The organism is Saprospiraceae bacterium (genome assembly GCA_016713025.1).
Taxonomy (GTDB): domain Bacteria; phylum Bacteroidota; class Bacteroidia; order Chitinophagales; family Saprospiraceae; genus OLB9.
In genome coordinates, this window is the sequence record JADJPZ010000004.1 from 79,825 (window position 1) to 98,166 (window position 18,342).

Below are 18,342 nucleotides of genomic sequence, written 5' to 3' on the forward strand. Positions count from 1 at the left end.
AGGTAATCAATTATGCTGCACACAACAAGAAAAAATATACATCTATGCTGGGGTTAAAGACAATGAATTTTTCAATCACAATCAAATTCTCTGAAATGATTGTACATATACATCCTTACATTACGAATGATAAATTAGCCGATAGAGGCAAAGAGAATTTATAGTTTTTATGATGGAAAAAGCGGAAGAAATATTAAAAGTAAAAGGTGTAAATCCTACGGCTGTTAGAATTTTAGTGCTAAGATATCTATTGGAGCATTTGAAATCTCAATCATTAAAAGATATTGAAGAAGGTTTAATGCATACCGATAGAAGTTCTATATTTAGGTCTCTAAAAACATTTGAAGAAAAAAAAGTTGTTCACAGCATCGAAGATGGGTCCGGTATGATTAAGTATGCTGTTTGTCCTACAGGATGTAATTGTGACCCACAAGATTTGCACTATCATTTTTATTGTACCAAGTGCGGCTATACCTATTGCCTTTTAGATAATCCAATACCTATTATCAAATTACCTCAAAATTTCAAAATGCAGCGAGCAAATATGGTAGTGAAAGGGCTTTGTAATAAGTGTAGTTAAACTTTGCAATTGAGTTGCAGTATATTCATAATAACTTTGTGGTAAAATTAAACATAAAAGCAGAAATAATGACAAAAGTTCTATTAAGTTTTCTTACATTCATAACCCTTTCAGTTAGTAATCTTCCAGCTCAAGCCGTTGATTTATCAATAAAACTTTTGGATAGTGAAAATCAAGAACCTTTAATTGGCGCCACTATTCTAATTAATGAAATTAAGCAAGGTACAGTAACTGACATTGATGGAATAGGTTTGTTTTCTAATTTACTTGTCGGTTCATATCGGTTTGAATTTTCGTTTGTAGGCTATGAGAAAAAAGACACAATTATATCAGTAAATGGGAGTAACAGTTTTTTTACCTTCAGTTTACAAAGTGCCAGCCAAGAAATAAGTGCTGTTACTATAAAAGCAACACGAAGTACTCGTACAATTACAAATATTCCTACTCGAATAGAATTTATCGGAGGTGAAGAGTTAGAAGAAAAGGCAATTATGAATGCACCCAATATATCTATGGTACTAAGAGAAAGTACAGGTATCCAAATACAGCAAACAAGTCTAAGCAGTGGAAATAGAAGTATTAGAATACAGGGCTTGGACGGTAGATATACTCAATTATTAAAAGATGGATTTCCTTTATATGGCGGTTTTTCAGGCGGTTTAAGTATAATGCAAATTCCTCCATTAGATTTAGCTCAGTTTGAAATAATAAAAGGAAGTTCTTCAACTCTATATGGCGGTGGGGCAATAGCTGGCTTAGTAAACATGGTATCAAAAAGACCAACGGAAGAAACAGATCTAAACATACTTATTTCTCAAACACATACAGGGGGTAGCTCAGGTAATGTTTTTTATAGCAAAAGAAAAGAGAAACTTGGATTTGCACTCTATGGAGCAGCACATTATAATTCAACTTACAACCCTGATGATGACACATTTACCAATATTCCAGAGACTACTTCGTTTTCATTAAATCCAAAACTATTTTATTATCCAAACGAAAAATCTACTGTTTGGATAGGCATAAATGCAACAACCGACAAAAGAGAAGGTGGAGATATTAATGTAGTTAAAAATGGAGTAGATGCTAACCACACCTACTTTGAGAACAATTCTACAAATAGATTTAGTACTCAATTTGCTTATGAATACAAATTAGCAAAAAGTCAGACTATAGAATTTAAAAATAGTGTGGGTTTCTTTAGTCGTAAAATCAATCAACCGAATTACATATTTAATGGAGACGAGACCAATACATTTACTGAATTTAATTATGGTAAAAATGGTGAAAAATCGGATTGGATAGTAGGTGCAAACCTGTATACTAATACCTTTAAGGAGATTACCGATAGTGCACCTCGAAATATGCAGCAAAGAACCTTAGGAGTTTTTGCCAACAATATTACAAACCTTTCAAGTAAGTTTATTTTAGAAACTGGTTTTAGAACGGATTATTCTTTAGATTGGGGTGTATTCCCATTACCTAGGATATCATTCCTCTGGAAAACTAACGATAAACTTTCAATCCGATTAGGTGGTGGGTTAGGATATAAAATTCCGGATATTTTCACAGAAGATGCCGCTACTCTTAACTTCCGAAATGTAAAACCAATAAGTCCAGATAATCTTAATGCAGAAAGATCTTATGGAGCAAACCTCGATATCAATTACAAATCATCACTAACCGACCATATCTTTTTCTCAATAAATCAATTATTCTATTTGACAGAAATTTCCAATGCTTTGCTTTTAGAGAATATTTCACCTACAGAATATCTTTTTAGCAATGCACCTGAAAATATTAGGAGTCTTGGTTCTGAAACAAATGTGAAATTTACTTATAAAGATCTTAGATGGTTTATAAATTATGCCTTGATTGATACAAGATTAAAGTATTTAGAAGGTAATCCCTTAAAACCTCTGACACCCAAACATAATGCCGGATCAGTTTTAATGTATGAAAATAAAGATTGGCGGATAGGATATGAAGTATATTATACTGGAAAACAATACCTTTCTAACGGTACTCAAACTAAAGATTTTACTACAGTGGGTTTATTAATTCAAAAACATTTCAAATGGGGAAGTCCCTATATCAATTTTGAAAACTTTACAGATAGAAGACAAAGTAGATATTCACCTGAAGTTTTAGGAACAGTTCGAAATCCTGTATTTCCTGAAATTTATGCACCTACAGATGGTTTTATTTTTACTGTAGGAATAAATATTAAGCCTTTTGGTCGTGAAGAATGTACTGATGATTGTCACTCCAAATAGCCACAAATAATAATACCGTTGAATATGCTTAAAATATATTTACCACTTTATCTCATTCTATACATGCTTATAGTATTAATAATACCTAATTATCAAACTATTAGGCAGACAAGAATGAATCATATTATATTTGGAAAGGATGATAATGTATATATTGGCTTTATCATAAAAATGCTGATAATTCTCTTTTTTTTTGTTGTATTTACCTATTCTATGTCAGAAAAAATGTACTCCTATTTAGTACCAATTTCTTATTTGCAAACTCAAACATTGACTATAATAGGTTTGGCTTTAATACATATTGCTTTGGTATGGATAAGCATTGCACAATTTCAAATGAGTAATAGTTGGAGAATAGGCATTGATGAAGAAAATAAAACCAAATTAGTCACGGAAGGTATCTTTTCAATCAGCAGAAATCCTATTTTTTTGGGTATGATCATAAGTGTGTTGGGCCATTTTTTTATTGTACCTAATGCCCTTACATTTTTTTTAACAATAACTACCTACATAGTCATAAAAATCCAGATACGATTAGAAGAAGAATTTTTGCAAAAGCAACACTCCCATGACTATGTGAATTATAAACTCAAAACAAAAAGACTATTATAATTATGGAACACAAACATATATATGATGCAGAAGGTAATCAATTATGCTGCACACAACAAGAAAAAATATATACCAATGCAGGAGCAGAAGACCTATTAAAAGAGCGGCATAGTAAAAACGATGGGCATTATCATGGTATTAAATATAAAACTGAACTAGACCACGACACAAGTACAGAACATACAGAGGCGGATGGTCACGATCATTCCAGTGGGAAAGAGAGCACTTTCAAAATGTTTTATCTTCCCATCATTTCATTCTTCCTTTTATTTTTTGCCCTTGCATTGGATCATTTGATTCCGCAAGCGTGGTTTACTGATTTGGTTCGATTAATTTGGTATTTGGGGGCATATGCACCGGTTGGTTTTCCGGTCATCAAAGATGCAATCGGTGCAATTAAAAAAGGGGAAGTGTTTTCAGAGTTTTTATTAATGAGTATAGCTACTATTGGGGCCTTTGCCATCGGAGAATTTCCTGAAGGCGTAGCTGTTATGCTTTTTTACAGCATTGGCGAAGTATTTCAAACATTGGCGGTAAAAAGAGCCAAAGCAAATATAAAAAGTTTATTAGATCAAAGACCCGATGAAGTTACCATTTTAAAAAACAATCAGGCAAGAAAGATAAAAGCGGAAACTGCAAAAATTGGGGACATTATTCAACTAAAATCAGGGGAAAAGTTAGGTCTTGATGGTGAATTACTTTCATACGCTGCTTCTTTTAATACAGCAGCATTGACTGGAGAAAGTAAACCCGATACCAAAATAAAAGGGGAATCAGTATTGGCAGGCATGATAAACCTTAACACGGTGTCACAGGTTAAAGTTACTGCTGCATATACCGATAGTAAGTTGAGTAAAATTTTAGAAATGGTGCAAAATGCCACTGCTCAAAAAGCACCAACTGAATTATTTATCAGAAAGTTTGCAAAAATATACACACCTATTGTAGTACTCTTAGCTGTACTCATCACTGCCCTTCCCTATCTTTTTGTTGACAATTATGATTTTAGTCAGTGGCTATACAGAGCATTGGTTTTCCTGGTTATATCTTGCCCTTGTGCCTTGGTCATAAGCATACCTTTAGGATATTTTGGTGGCATTGGTGCAGCTTCTAAAAATGGCATACTGTTCAAAGGCAGTAATTTTTTAGACATTATTGCCAATATTCAAAATGTAGTGATGGATAAAACTGGCACTATGACCGAAGGTGTTTTTAAAGTGCAGGATGTAGTAATAGATCAACAATACAACAAAAATGAAATATTACAAATGGTAAATGCTGTTGAGAGTCACAGTACACATCCGGTTGCTACCGCCATCCACAAGTATGTAGGTGATGTGGATAGGAATATCAAACCAGAAAATGTAGAAGAGATTTCCGGACATGGACTAAAAGCTATGGTCAATGGTAAAGAAATGTTAGTTGGTAATTTCAAATTGATGGACAAGTTCTCCATTGCTCATGAAGTTGATTCTAGCTCTATTGTTTACACCATCATCGCCATAGCTTATGATAAAAAATTTGTTGGCTATGTTACCATTGCAGATATTATCAAAGAAGATGCTCAGATTACAATAGACAGATTAAAAGCACTTGGGGTAAAAACAACTATGCTTAGTGGTGATAAAAGTAATGTTGTTCAGTTTGTAGCCAAGTCTCTCGGGATTATCAATGCATATGGAGATTTACTACCGGAAGACAAAGTCAATAAGGTAAAAGAAATAAAAGCCCAAAACGAAACCGTAGCTTTTGTAGGTGATGGTGTCAATGATGCCCCTGTGGTAGCACTGAGTGATGTTGGGATTGCTATGGGAGGATTGGGTAGCGATGCCACCATTGAAACTGCAGATGTTGTCATACAAGATGATATGCCTAGTAAAATACCTATGGCAATAAACATTGGTAAACAAACAAAAAAATTGTTTGGCAAAATATCTCATTGGCCTTCGGTGTCAAAGCAATTGTACTCATACTTGGGGCAGGTGGGTTAGCTACCATGTGGGAAGCCGTTTTTGCTGATGTGGGAGTGGCGTTACTGGCTATATTAAATGCCGTAAGGATACAGAAGATGAAGTTTTAATAAAAAATGAATCAATTATATTATCGGTAAAGCCAAATTGCCAACTTTAATTTCATTATTTGGTTTTAATTAAAATATTAGTAAATCCAATATTACAGAATAGGAGTTTGTAATAGCAAAACTAACCTTGTAATAGCCACTATTCAATCTCCAACTAATCAACCCCGCATACCTCAAATGATGCTTCTCAACAAGCTTTCCTGAAGCATCAGATATCTTCATAATGACTGGTCCTTTGTAGTCCGGAATGTCGATAAAGAATAGCCCTTTAGAAGGATTTGGGTAAATGTTGACTGTGTAAGTTTTAGCTGGTTTGTCTGGATGCGCTACGCAAAAACATCGCTCAACGAGTGATGGATCAAAGATAAAAGGATTGACATTGGATTGAATACGACCAATAGCCATGGTGCGATCGTATTCTGTGGAATCCACTACGTCTTTGCGATGCCATCTACAGATATCGGGCAACATTGATGTGAAAAAGGATCTTGATTTCTTAAGCATAGTGGCTCCGTATATGGAGTAAAAGTAGCATAGGGCTCTGGCGATATCGCCTTTAATGGACTCCCGTGGTTCGAATACATTAGAAGTGGATTCTGAATAATGTTCTATCAGCTTCAGATCAGGACGTGTGAACACCTTGTCATCCAATAGCCAATATTTGGTTTTGTCATCGGGAATGTCGCTGAAGGGGGCATTTTTTCTCATGGTGTTGATGTTGGCCTTAGAAGGCACCAAGTGATGCAGATCACCTAGTGCAGGCATGGAAGCTGATCCAAGCGATCTTGGAAAAAGATGTTCTGTTTGGATGCCATACTTGGCAGTCCAGGAAAGGATGTTAGTTCCCAGCGGCACGGGAATTTTATACCCGGAATAATAGCACTCGATTGAATCGTTTTGCAGGAAGATTTCAGTATAGAGTTTGGTCCGTGCTTGATAATATGGGAGGATGGTTTTGGGGGTGTAGTATTTTTTTAGTTCGGTGATGAGGGAATCTCCGCGGAGTCCGGGGAAGATGATTTCCTGTGATTGGAGATCGACAATAGATATAACCATTATAATGATGGTTTGAATATGATGTTTCATTAATTTTGTAATTGAAAATTTTAAAAAAATGCAGCCCCGACGGGCGCCGGAGCTGCAACAACATGAAGAAAAAAATCCGAAGTGCTATCAACCAACATCGGTGTATCATAAGGCTAAAGTTTAAACATAAATGCTACTTCCTCTTATCAAAGGAATCTGATTTGTACTCAATCCAGTTGCACATCTCCCGGAGACGACTTCGGACACGCTCACCATAGTGTTTTTCTATCTGTGGTGCAGTGAGATTGCTCGTGAAGTGTGTGAGTACTTGGCGCCCCTGAAAAAGCTCATAGCGCATCAGAATAATCTGTCCCAAGACATTGGTCTGGGTTCCGTAGTGCTTGACTTCATCTTCCGTTCCCATGTCATCAAAACAGTAGGTTTGATTGATTGTGTTTTGATCAACATGATCGACATAATTGCGACCGTATTGAGTTAATATCTGAGAGCCCTGGTCCATATACTCTAAAGCCAATTGTTGACAAGACTTCATTTTGAATCTCTCTTTAAAGCTCATAAATTGTCTGACAAGCTTCATGTGGACGGTCTTACCAACACCGGTTTTACCGGATAAGAAAAGGCCTTTTCTCAAATCTATCTTATAATGTTTGCAGAGATCCACGTCACCTGTGAAGTAGGCGTACATCTGCAGGATGACATCTTTATCTTCCTTGTATAACCGGAAATTTACACCGTACATAATCTGGCCATGAATCTCCATAAGCCTGGCAAAGTCGTCATAACTAAAGTGGGACTGAGTAATCTGCATCTGGATCGATTTGTACTCCCGGAGGACGGAGACCGGTACGTCCTGATTGTGAATTCTGATGGTTTGCATAATTGCTGTTATTTGAAAGTGATGAAATACGACTATCAATTTGGGATGCGTAGCGTGGGTCGGTATGAGGATTAAAAGTGGGTGCAGATGGCTCATCGTGATTATTATTCACATCAAATGATAGTGTGAATGACTTTTCTATGAAAAGTATTCCTCTGCCGTTGATGAGCTGGCTTTTGTGATGGACTGGTTTTACAGTTGGATGGGTTGAATTTTTATTTTCTGAAAAGGGTATTTCTATTTGCTTTCCATGCAAACTCTCATGATTAGATACAGCCAAAACTGAAATTTTTATTTCCTTTTCTACATACTCCAGCTTAGAAATACAAAATAAACCGGTTTCATATCTTGACTTGGATGGATAATATCGGATCAGGTCCAGCTCAGAAATTTCACGCAACAACCTATAATAACATTCCTTAGATTTGATACCAGCATACATCATTATTTCGCTTCGGGCAGGTGATATCGGATTAGTGAAAAATGCATGGTTCCATATTCGGAAAAGTGATATGTACAAAGCAATATGGGCATAGTTGATGGCTGGTGAAATTCTGACAATGTCAAAAAAGATATCGATATGCCTGATGTAGTTCACAGCCGGAACTTTAGTTTGATGTGTCATGGGTCAAAATTTTGGGAAGGAGTTATTTACTTTGGCTTTGGGTGTTTTTTTGTTTTGCTCCAGAATTATTATGATGTCTTGCCAATCGTAGTACATGGTAGCTCCAATTTTGGAATATGGCAATATTTTCTTTATTCGCAGATGTTGCAAAGTGGATGCGGAAATGTCCAGTAATTCCATCACTTCAGATGAGCGAAGAAATCTCTTTTGTTCCGGAAGAATTCTGTTAAAAGTGGAGATTGTTTGTTTAATCTCCTGCAGGAGTTCAATTTTAAACTCTCTCAGGTCATCAGAAGTAAGAATATTTGCTGGCATGATATTGAATATTTATCTGCTGCAAAGTTCTGCTGAATGAGAATGCAAAACATATAAGGTACCTATAAGTTATATGTTTTTTATTTAATAAAAAGTAAAAATAAAATAATTACACTTTTCATATTCTATTGAAATACATCATAATATGATATTTTTTGTCATTTATTTTTTTGCAATTTTTATCAAAAATACGTAAAACAGAATAAAAACATATAAGGTATACTATTTAACATACTTTAAATTTGGATAATTTAAATTTCAAGTTGGTGATAAAAATAATAATTGGTTAGATTAGACTTTTGCAGAATGTGTGAAAGTAATTCAATAATAATTTTTAAAAAAAAGATATTTCGTGATTTAAAAAATGAAGCTATAGTTCTATACCAATAAGAAAAGCCAATATGTTATACTCAAAAAAACGACTAATTTTAAAGCGATTTGAGCTGCCCAAAAATCACATCCCCTACTCTGGTGCCAAAAGTGACTTATAAATCATTGTGCGCTAAATGAAGGGCATCTTTGAATGATCTTAGATGGTGTCATATTAATTAAATTTAAAATATATTTTGCCGCCGCCCCGGTGCGAGATATCCCGCTTGCGTTTTTTTTCGGTTTCAATTTTTTTTTTTTCGCACGCCATGTTTTATGTTTTAACATGTTTTAAATAGTTTTATATTGTTTTATATATTGTATCGTTTCACTTCCGTCTCTTGTACTGCTTCGAGTTCGGATAACGGTACACCATCGGTCGGTAATCCGAACGGACAGTAACGTAATCCGAACGCACGTGTTCGGATTAGCGACCATGTGACAGGATGGTTAAGATTTAGATAATTGAGATCAAAAATCTGTCGTTAGATGTTATTAATTCACGTTATAAGTGAAGCATTTTTAGGATTAAAAATGTGAGGAAACTTTAAAATATCTGAATATATAAACGGTTCATTTTAGGTCATCTTGAAACAGATTAAAAAGTCAATAAATAAAGATAAATAAAATGAAGGACAATGGGTTCAAGTCCGTAAAAACACGTAAATTGCAGTAAATTTAATGCAGCCAATTTGCAGCCAAAATTAAGATTTTTGGAGACACATATTGTAAGTTGCTGTAATATATAGCGTTATGTTTTCAAAGTGCTAATACTGACTGTCCCGTCCAGTCCGCAAAACATAACGCCAAATAGAAGTAAAATTCTGTTTGGCGTTTGTTTTTCAAGGAGTTATGAATGTCAAAATGCTTAAAATGATGTTTTTCGACTAAATTTTATGCGACAATACTGCGACAATAACACAGAACGCCTATTATTTGCGACAATATTGCGACAGTCGCAATTATGAAAATAGGTGTCGCAAATGTTATTCGCAGCTAATTGGGAGATTCTTGGATTAAAACTACCTTTTTATTTGCGACAGTTTGCGACAAGTGATACTAAATAAGTTTGTTATTTGCGACAGCCTTATGGTCAAAAACTGATATCTTGCAACAAAACTTCACTTTACAGCCGCTGCATGGCAACAGGAAAATATTTTTTCACGTTTTAAAACCATGCAATACAAATGAAAAAGTTAGAACTTAAAGTGACTTTTATCCTGAGATCGGATAAAAAAGATACCGGGGCGTCACCGGTGCTTATGCAGATTTACCTGAATGGTAGGCGAGCTTATATTGGTACCGGATACAAGGCCAATTTTTCTGAATGGGATTCAGAAAATGGAAAGTACAGGGGGAATAGTGCAAAATTCTTGACCATGAATGAATACATGGACAGGCTAAAAATGGATGTCATCCGGATGTATAACGAAATGAAATCACAAAATCTGGATGTGACAGTTGATGACTTAAGACGAAAGTTGAAAGGTGAAGAAGAAAAGCAATCCAAAACATTGCTTGAAGTTTGTGAAGTATACAATGAAAAGTATTCTTCACTTGTCGGAATAGAAATTGAAAAAGATACCTTCAGGAGGTATGGCGCTTTCAAAACTAAGATTGGAGCCTTTATTAGGTATAGTTTTAAATCAAAAGATATCCTTCTTACGGATTTGAAATATTCTTTTGCAATTGAGTTTGAGCATTATTTGAAAACTGAAGCGAAGCTACATCAAAATACTTTAGTTAAATACATGCAATATCTGATCCGTGTAGTTGACTTTGCAGTAAAGTATGAATGGGTTGAAAAAAATATTTTAGCCGGGCATAAATGTTCAGTAAAAGAAACTAAGAGAGAATATTTGACTGGGGCAGAGTTGCAAAGACTCATTGAAAAAGAGATTACATTACCAAGACTAAGTGAAGTACGAGATTGTTTTGTATTTTGCTGCTACACAGGGTATGCCTATAAAGATGCCACTCAACTGACTCCTGAACATATAGGGACCGGCATCAATGGAAAAATTGGATTTATAAATCAAGACAGAAAAATGACAACGTTAGTAACGTGCCACTCCTGGAGCCTGCACTGGAGATCATAGATAAATATAAAGATCATCCTATTTGCATAAGTAAAAACAGATTGTTACCTATGAAGAGCAATCAGAAGCTTAACGCGTACTTGAAGGAAATTGCCGATATTTGCGAAATTAAAAACCACTAACCACCCACATTGCAAGACACACGTTTGCGACTACAGTACTATTGGCCAATGGCGTGAGTATGGAAGCCACGAGTAAGATGTTAGGGCATAGTAGCATTAAGACCACCCAGATTTATGGCAAGATTGTAGAGAGTAGAGTAGGAGCGGAGATGGACCAGCTTAGCGAAAAACTGTTCGCATCGAAAAAGGACGATATTAAAAGACGGATATCAAAAAGGCAAAATAGTATTTCCACAATTTGTTATAATAGGAAAAGCAGTCAATAGACTGCTTTTTTTTTATGTTGCAATAGCAAAAATGTTAATTGTTTTGATTTATATACAAAAACTAAAACCAGTATCGTTTTATGATTTATTATAAGCAGAATAAGAAAAGCCTAAATATTATGCAAATTAATAAATCAAATGTGATAGCATGCTATTGCAGAAGCTACAAGGGTGCGTACAAGATTTTGACACCAAGTGTCAGGGGTACCGCCATGTGAGCAAGCTGCCAATAAAGGTTATTAAAGAAAGATGGGGATTTATTGAAACTATTCTTAACGAACTCCAAGAAGAAGAGAACAAATATACATTCCAAGAGGAGGAGGAAGAAATACAATACTACAAAACAGATAAACCGGAGCTCACAAGGTATTTTCACTATTACAAGAAATTACTTAATATTGAAGCAAGAAGGCCATTTGGGGATAAAAATTACTATCAGGAAGCCTTAAATCAATTAAAAAATGATTCATTAAATATCATTGATGAGATTGTGTATTTCAGAACGCAGGATTCAGATAGTGATAAAGAATGGTTTGTCAGGAATTCTACTAAGGTGGACATAATTGCTATTATTATTTCCTACGAAATGATTGAAAAGTATTTGGAAATCTGTCTTGGTCAATCTGATGGAAATCAATTGACCCCAATGTTTCATTTGGAGTGGACAAGGCCCAAAATAGAATATGTAGAATTAGTGAACTATTGTAATCTGAAAGGATGTTTTAACAATGGAAAAGCAAGTTTAGATGAAATACATAGAACCTTGAGTCATTTTTGGGGCGTTGAGATTAATGATATTCATATCTATACCCACGAGTTGTATAGGAGAAGGGATCCAGGTAAATTTGCTATGGAATGTAATGAGATTTTGAAAGAAAAGAAACAAGAGCTTATGAGGCTGTAAAATATTTTGTGTAAACAAAACTTCAAAGAATTATGGCTGAATCAAATTATCCTCAAAGATAATTAAAATTTCATTATGAGTAATATGCCAGTTATGAATTGGCATTGTCCATTTAACTTGAATTTGCTGAATAGCAAGATATACAGATTTCAAGGCTGCCTGATCATTTGGAAAAAGTGTTTTGGTTTTGGTAAATTTTCTGATGGCTCTGTTGAGGCCTTCAATGGTATTAGTGGTATACATAATTTTACGAATGTTAGTAGGATACTGAAACATGGGAGATAGATTTGACCAGTTTGCTTCCCAACTTTTAATGGCATAGGCATATTTAGACCCCCATTTTGCTTTAAAAGCTTCAAAAGCAATGAGAGCAGTTTCCATATTTAAAGCGGCATAAACAGTTTTTAAATCAGCCAGGAAGGCCCTTCTATCTTTCCATGGTACAAACTTTACTGAGTTACGTATTTGGTGGACAATACAGAGCTGAGTTACCGTATCTGGGAAGGATGCTTGAATGGCAGTGGTAAAGCCAGTAAGGTTGTCCGTACAAGCTATTAAGATGGATTTTACGCCACGATCCTTTAATTCAGAGAGTACGGAGAGCCAAAAAGATGCGGACTCCGTCTCAGCTATCCAAATGCCTAAGATCTCTTTAAATCCATCAGGTTTCAGACCAATAACTAAATAGATACTTTTATTGATCACCTTGTTATCTTGGCGTATTTTGAAACAAATACAATCCATCCAGGTGATGTAATAAATGGGCTCTAAGGGCCTGTTTTGCCACTCTAGGATGGAAGGGAGCATCTTATTGGTGATATCAGAAACAAATGATTTAGAGACGTTAAAACCGTATATCTGTTCGATTTGATCTGCTACATCTTGAGTACTCATACCTTTAGCGTAAAGGGAAGTGATGACAGATTCTACTTTAGCCGTTGTGGTTTGCCCTTTAGGGAGTACCAAGGGGTCAAATTCACTATTACGATCTCTAGGGACCTGGACTTCGATCTCGCCTTGAGTTGTCTTGACCTTTTTCCCATAAGAACCATTTCGGGAGTTGCCGGAATTATTACCTTTTATGGAATGTTTGTCATACCCCAGCAAATGACTCATCTCAGAGTTGAGGAGGTGTTGAATACCAATTTTGTAAATACCATTCATGGCAACTTCGAAGTCGTTGATGTCCTTTACATTCTTAAAAATGTCTGTAAAATCAAAATTAATGTTGTTACTTTGCATTGCAAAAAGTTGTTAGGTTAAAAAATGTGTTCAGGGTAAGCACCGCAAACATATAAAAATTTTGGGACAAAGGGGGGATTGCCCCCGCGGGGGCAATCCCCCCTTTGTCCCAAAGCCTAACTCCCCCTGGGAGTTTACACAAAGTATTCTACACTCCCGATTCAATCTAAGCCTTTGATTATACATTGTCCGTTTATCAATTCACTCCGTCAAAGGCTTGCCGCCTTTGGTGCTTTGCACTACACTGCATTCACCCATACAGGTTCGCTTAGTCATGCATTTTTCTATTGCCATAAGTATTTCATATTTAAATCTACTTTGATCTATTGGAATAAAATAAGTTTTCTCACCACTCTGTGGTTCGAAATGACCAAGGCTGATAAGGAAAAGAGGGAGATGAGGGGAGTTCGGCGAGGCCGAACTCCCTTCATCTCCCTACCTTAAACTCTAATACTAGGTCATTTCGAAGGAGTTTTAGCGACTGAGAAACCCCTATTTTAGTCTCAAATTTTTTAAAATACTAATTTGACAAAGTGGAATTAATCCTTTGTGCTTTCTATGGCAATAGACGCACTTCACCCACCCATCCGTTTCACGGTTCACTTCGTCAAAGGCTTGCGGCCTTTGGTGCTTTGCACTTCACCTGCCCATCCGTTTCACGGTTCACTTCGTCAAAGGCTTGCGGCCTTTGGTGCTTTGCACTTCACCTGCCCATCCGTTTCACGGTTCACTTCGTCAAAGGCTTGCGGCCTTTGGTGCTTTGCACTTCACCTGCCCATCCGTTTCACGGTTCACTTCGTCAAAGGCTTGCGGCCTTTGGTGCTTTGCACTTCACCCACCCACCCGTTTCACGGTTCTCTTCGTCAAAGACTTGCGGCCTTTGGTGCTTTGCACTTCACCTGCCCACCCGTTTCACGGTTCACTCCGTCAAAGGCTTGCGGCCTTTGGTGCTTTGCACTACACTCCGTTCATTTTCTCTATTGCTTGTTTTTTGAACGATAATCTCCGTTAAACTAACAACCAATAATAACAGCTGACTTTTTCAGCAGCCCCTAGGTAGTCCTGTCATCTTTTTTAGAAAAACAAAAATGGACAAAATAAGAGGGACGTAGCCCTGACATCTAGTATGGTGCAGACAATGATGCTGACAAGATTACAGGACTACATCTCTCCACAAATCAAGATTGTTTTTGTGCCTTTGTGGCAAAATTATACTTTTCGGAGCTTACTCAAAGTTTGAAAAAAAATTGTACTCCAAGTCAAATATCAATGATTTATCTAAACTTATTGATCCTGTTTTTCGCAGGATTAAAATACAATTTCATAAAGTATCTATTGATTATGTACGTTAATATTTGACTTTTGTCAAGTAGTTTCCATTTATATTATTTTTATTATAATATTTGCACCATCTAAAAATTTGTAAAATATGAATAATCAAATGTGCAATATTGCCATATTGGATAATGTTTTAATGCTGGATAAAAATCTAGAATTATCTGAAAAATTGAAAAAAGAACATTTTAATATTGTGTACATTGGAAGTGAGTTAAATGAAATATTAGCGATAGAAAATCAAAAAATAGATATATTTATTATTGGTAATTTAGGTTCTAAGGACTACATGAACATGATTTATGAGTATGTGTCAAATCAGAATTTAGCTTCGAAAATTATTTTTATTTTGGCAAAGTGTGATATCAATTGTGTATTGTCTTATATTAATTCAAATGTTTATGCCATGTTAACATATAAGGAATATAATGATTTGGAAAAGATCATAGATGCAGTAAAAATTGGATCAAAATACATTTCTTCTGAACTCCATGCCCCAATCATGCAGTATTTTATAAAAAAACAGTATTCACATTCAGAAATTTTGTTGTCAGGTCATGCACATGAAGTATTACAATATCTAAGTAAAGGTTGTCAATATGCAGAAATTGCTGAAAAAATGGGTTTTTCATTGGATTCTGTCAGATATTACATTAAGGAAATTTACAAAACGTTAGGCGTAAATAATAAAGGGGCTGCTGTGGGTTTGTTTCTTAGAAAAGAAATTAAGATTAATACAATATTAAGAGATAGGAAGAAATTCATGAAACCTAACTCACAACACCATTTTGCTGAAAATTATTAATTCTAAATCTTTATTTGATTATGTTAAATCTTTATCTCTTTATAGTTAAAAAGGTAGATAGAAAAAATTAAAACTTAATTTGGTTTAATTTGGTTTTATAGTACCAATACTTTATAAATGTTCAAATTTTTTATAAGATATAGCAGGTATTTTTATTTAATCTTTCTGATCTTACTTTCCTGGGCTGGAATTAAAATGTATTTGAATCATTTTAATTTTGGAAATGAAGAAAAAGCATTAAGAATTAAATATAAAAACATATTGCAAAGTAAGGATGTTTTTGCCACTACGGCGGATTTAAAAGGCATATATGAAGAGGCTCAATCTTTTGATGATAAAAGGCTTTTTATTGAAAGCTACATAACTTATTTTTCAAATAGGTCTTCATTAGGGTATAAATTAGAAGCTAATGAGGCTTTATTTCAGCTTTTAAATACACACGCCAAATATTTGCTTAATGACCAATTATTCAATATTTACAGTTTAATTTTGAGCTCAAATTTAGAACCGTATCATCTCAGAAATAAAAATGATATCGATTTAGATAAAAATATTATTGAGGAGATGACGGAAATCTTGAATGGTGAAAAAGATAGAGTTAAAAGATATACCTACTTATGTACTATATATGGTATGAATATAAAGAGATCTCATCAAGAATTAAAAGATTTGGAGAAAAGGATTTTGAACCTATCTGTAAATCCTAAAGCTGATTTAAAATTAATTCATTATAAGAAGGCATTAAAATATAGGGCAAAGAAACAACATAAAGACGAGCTATATTTTATGAAATTGGCTTCGCAATATGGAGAACCTGGTGTAGGAGAATTGGGCGTTTCCTATAGAAATAATAATATGCTGGACAGTGCGGAAGTATATCTTTTAAGATCTTATCAGCCTGATCACTATGATAAGCTAAGATTTTATTTATTCCCAAGCATTAATTTAGCAAAGCTATATATCAAAAGCAGGATTACAAAAAGGCTGCTAACTTTCTAAAACAGGCAGAAAATTTTGGCAAACTTTATTTGGGAGAGTTTTATCTCAGTGAAATTTATGAAATAAAGACCAACTTATATAAAACACAAAATTTGAAAGAACTCACAATAGAGGCTTTAGAAGATGAAAAGGAACTGATCATAAGTCAATATAGCAAATTTTACTTGACCAATAAAGCAAATGCATTTGTTATCAATGAGGTTAGATCCATAAGGAATAGCAGAAACTACTTGATAGTAACTTTTTTTTGTGTTATAGCAGGGACAATATTATTTTTTTATCTGTACATCTGTAGCATGCTCAAAAAATATAGAATGTCACTTCACGAGAAAGAAATGGAAAGAAAAAAGTCTTCTGAACTCAAGCAAGAATTGAATGACGCATTTAATAAATTTTCTGAGCTAAGTCATATATCTGAAAAGAAAGATAAAGTCATAGATTCCATTATGTCCAATAAAGACATCAAAAAGGCGCTTAGTCATAAAGATATTTTATTACTCAATGAACTTAAAAGTTTTACTAATACAGGCAATGAATGGAGTTTGGTGAAAAATAATTTCCATATCCATTTTCCAGAATTTTACTCAAAACTACTGAAGATAAATCCGAGTTTGAGTGAATTGGAACTTCGATATGCCACATACATCAAAATGGGATTGTCCAATGCTGAAATAGCGACCTTATTAAACATCAATGTGCAAAGTGTTGCCACATTTAAATACCGATTAAAAAATCGATTGAATTTAGATAAGGATCAGTCCTTATTAGAGTTTATCATCAATTTTTAGTACTGATACATCTTTATTGGTGCAAAATAAATATAGATCTTCAGAAAGTTCCCTATTTGTAAATTAGTAATGTTGCTAATTTTGGTTTATAAAACAGCATGCCCCATGTATTTACCAGTTAACCCATGTCTATAAGTAATAGATAAAGGTAAAACGGTTTCATTGATTAAAATTACTTCTTTTTTATCGAATGATTTAATGAATCTGTTATTTATAATGAAAGACTTGTGTATTCTCATAAACTGTTCCGTCGGTAATCTATGCTCAATAAATGAAATTTTCTCTAAAGATGTAATACATTTATTATTTACAAGATATATTCTAATATAATTACCCATGGCTTGGATGTAAATAATCTCACTAAGATTTAATTTTATTAGATCTCGACTATTTTTGACAAAAATAGTATCATTGTCTGCTTTTAGGGATTTTATCAGTTCAGTAGGTTTAATTTTTTGAATCGTAGTGGATACTCTGTGTGTATTTACGGGATTCAACATGAAATCTATAGCACCATATTCAAATGCCCAAACGGCATGACTGCTTTGACCTGATATAATCACCACATGATTAAATTTATTGAAAACAAATTGATAGATCTCTAAAGGTAATTCAGAACCATGGAGGTCCAAAAAGATGATTTGCTGATTATCTTGCGTTTTGTAGTTACACAATGAAATTAGATCATGGAGCAAGATGATTTCATCGGAAGAAATGATCGGATTAAATTGTTGCAATAAAAATTGCATCTAGTACTATCTGTACAATAAAGAATGTAGTTCATGTTTAAATTGCTTGGTGTTTCATTAAGTAAATGCTTCATAAGTAAAAAGGTTAAAATGAAATGATATAATTTAATGTTTATTTAGTTCGTTGAACTTATAAGTTGGTGTAAAATTAAAATTACATACAGTAACGTACAATAAAAAATGTAAAATACATTAAGATGTATATTGAATGTATATTGGTTTATGAATGTATTTTGTAAAGTATATAATAAG

At 34.3% G+C, this 18,342-nt stretch carries 12 protein-coding genes and 3 pseudogenes; 10 read left to right on the forward strand and 5 right to left on the reverse strand.

Annotated elements, in window-relative coordinates:
- The first annotated feature begins 172 nt into the window (after positions 1-172).
- The 4 genes and pseudogenes from IPK35_06930 (at position 173) to cadA (ending at position 5,548) form a co-directional block, all read left to right on the forward strand.
- Complete coding sequence (locus tag IPK35_06930; GenBank protein MBK8052999.1) at positions 173-580, forward strand: transcriptional repressor; 408 nt, start codon at positions 173-175, stop codon at positions 578-580.
- 68 nt (positions 581-648) lie between these two features.
- A complete protein-coding gene (locus IPK35_06935) occupies positions 649-2,856 on the forward strand; it encodes a TonB-dependent receptor (GenBank protein ID MBK8053000.1) in 2,208 nt (735 codons plus the stop codon).
- A 114-nt stretch (positions 2,857-2,970) separates the two neighbouring features.
- Positions 2,971-3,468 (forward strand): isoprenylcysteine carboxylmethyltransferase family protein, encoded by a 498-nt coding sequence (locus IPK35_06940; GenBank protein ID MBK8053001.1) that lies wholly within the window; start codon positions 2,971-2,973, stop codon positions 3,466-3,468.
- 2 nt (positions 3,469-3,470) lie between these two features.
- Positions 3,471-5,548 (forward strand): annotated as a pseudogene (cadA, locus tag IPK35_06945) (cadmium-translocating P-type ATPase).
- 69 nt (positions 5,549-5,617) lie between these two features.
- Here the strand turns inward: cadA and IPK35_06950 are convergent.
- From IPK35_06950 to IPK35_06960, 3 genes are all read right to left on the reverse strand, one after another.
- A complete protein-coding gene (locus IPK35_06950) occupies positions 5,618-6,634 on the reverse strand; it encodes an endonuclease (protein MBK8053002.1) in 1,017 nt (338 codons plus the stop codon).
- Positions 6,635-6,767: 133 nt separating this feature from the next.
- Positions 6,768-7,511, reverse strand: coding sequence for an ATPase (locus IPK35_06955; protein MBK8053003.1), 744 nt, complete (start codon positions 7,509-7,511; stop codon positions 6,768-6,770).
- 589 nt (positions 7,512-8,100) lie between these two features.
- Complete coding sequence (locus tag IPK35_06960; protein ID MBK8053004.1) at positions 8,101-8,412, reverse strand: helix-turn-helix domain-containing protein; 312 nt, start codon at positions 8,410-8,412, stop codon at positions 8,101-8,103.
- A gap of 1,556 nt (positions 8,413-9,968) precedes the next feature.
- On the opposite strand from IPK35_06960, the pseudogene IPK35_06965 reads away from it, so the two are divergent.
- The 3 genes and pseudogenes from IPK35_06965 (at position 9,969) to IPK35_06975 (ending at position 12,172) form a co-directional block, all read left to right on the forward strand.
- Positions 9,969-10,247: pseudogene (locus IPK35_06965) on the forward strand (hypothetical protein).
- Positions 10,248-10,532: 285 nt separating this feature from the next.
- A pseudogene (locus IPK35_06970) lies at positions 10,533-11,268 on the forward strand (integrase catalytic domain-containing protein).
- A 148-nt stretch (positions 11,269-11,416) separates the two neighbouring features.
- Entirely contained in the window at positions 11,417-12,172 is a 756-nt protein-coding gene (locus IPK35_06975) for an RteC domain-containing protein (protein ID MBK8053005.1), read from the forward strand.
- A gap of 30 nt (positions 12,173-12,202) precedes the next feature.
- Here IPK35_06975 and IPK35_06980 read toward each other — a convergent pair whose 3' ends face one another.
- Positions 12,203-13,414 carry an IS256 family transposase gene (locus IPK35_06980; protein MBK8053006.1) on the reverse strand — a complete coding sequence of 404 codons (1,212 nt, stop codon included), beginning with the start codon at positions 13,412-13,414 and terminating at the stop codon, positions 12,203-12,205.
- A 1,429-nt stretch (positions 13,415-14,843) separates the two neighbouring features.
- Between IPK35_06980 and IPK35_06985 the strand changes: the two genes are divergently transcribed.
- The 3 genes from IPK35_06985 (at position 14,844) to IPK35_06995 (ending at position 17,341) form a co-directional block, all read left to right on the forward strand.
- The gene (locus IPK35_06985; GenBank protein MBK8053007.1) at positions 14,844-15,554 is read left to right on the forward strand and encodes a response regulator transcription factor; all 711 of its coding nucleotides are present in this window, start codon (positions 14,844-14,846) and stop codon (positions 15,552-15,554) included.
- 201 nt (positions 15,555-15,755) lie between these two features.
- Entirely contained in the window at positions 15,756-16,553 is a 798-nt protein-coding gene (locus IPK35_06990; protein MBK8053008.1) for a hypothetical protein, read from the forward strand.
- A 92-nt stretch (positions 16,554-16,645) separates the two neighbouring features.
- Positions 16,646-17,341: a hypothetical protein gene (locus IPK35_06995; GenBank protein MBK8053009.1), complete on the forward strand. Its 696-nt coding sequence runs from the start codon at positions 16,646-16,648 to the stop codon at positions 17,339-17,341.
- Positions 17,342-17,427: 86 nt separating this feature from the next.
- Here IPK35_06995 and IPK35_07000 read toward each other — a convergent pair whose 3' ends face one another.
- On the reverse strand, positions 17,428-18,090 hold the full coding sequence (locus IPK35_07000; GenBank protein ID MBK8053010.1) for a response regulator transcription factor: 663 nt from the start codon (positions 18,088-18,090) through the stop codon (positions 17,428-17,430).
- Positions 18,091-18,342: the final 252 nt, after the last annotated feature.

Bases quoted from the DNA above. Each gene is read 5' to 3' on its own strand.
- IPK35_06930 (MBK8052999.1), top strand. From the start codon at position 173: ATGGAAAAAGCGGAAGAAATATTAAAAGTAAAAGGTGTAAATCCTACG.
- IPK35_06935 (MBK8053000.1), top strand. From the start codon at position 649: ATGACAAAAGTTCTATTAAGTTTTCTTACATTCATAACCCTTTCAGTT.
- IPK35_06940 (MBK8053001.1), top strand. From the start codon at position 2,971: ATGAATCATATTATATTTGGAAAGGATGATAATGTATATATTGGCTTT.
- IPK35_06950 (MBK8053002.1), bottom strand. From the start codon at position 6,634: ATGAAACATCATATTCAAACCATCATTATAATGGTTATATCTATTGTC.
- IPK35_06960 (MBK8053004.1), bottom strand. From the start codon at position 8,412: ATGCCAGCAAATATTCTTACTTCTGATGACCTGAGAGAGTTTAAAATT.
- IPK35_06975 (MBK8053005.1), top strand. From the start codon at position 11,417: ATGCTATTGCAGAAGCTACAAGGGTGCGTACAAGATTTTGACACCAAG.
- IPK35_06980 (MBK8053006.1), bottom strand. From the start codon at position 13,414: ATGCAAAGTAACAACATTAATTTTGATTTTACAGACATTTTTAAGAAT.
- IPK35_06985 (MBK8053007.1), top strand. From the start codon at position 14,844: ATGAATAATCAAATGTGCAATATTGCCATATTGGATAATGTTTTAATG.
- IPK35_07000 (MBK8053010.1), bottom strand. From the start codon at position 18,090: ATGCAATTTTTATTGCAACAATTTAATCCGATCATTTCTTCCGATGAA.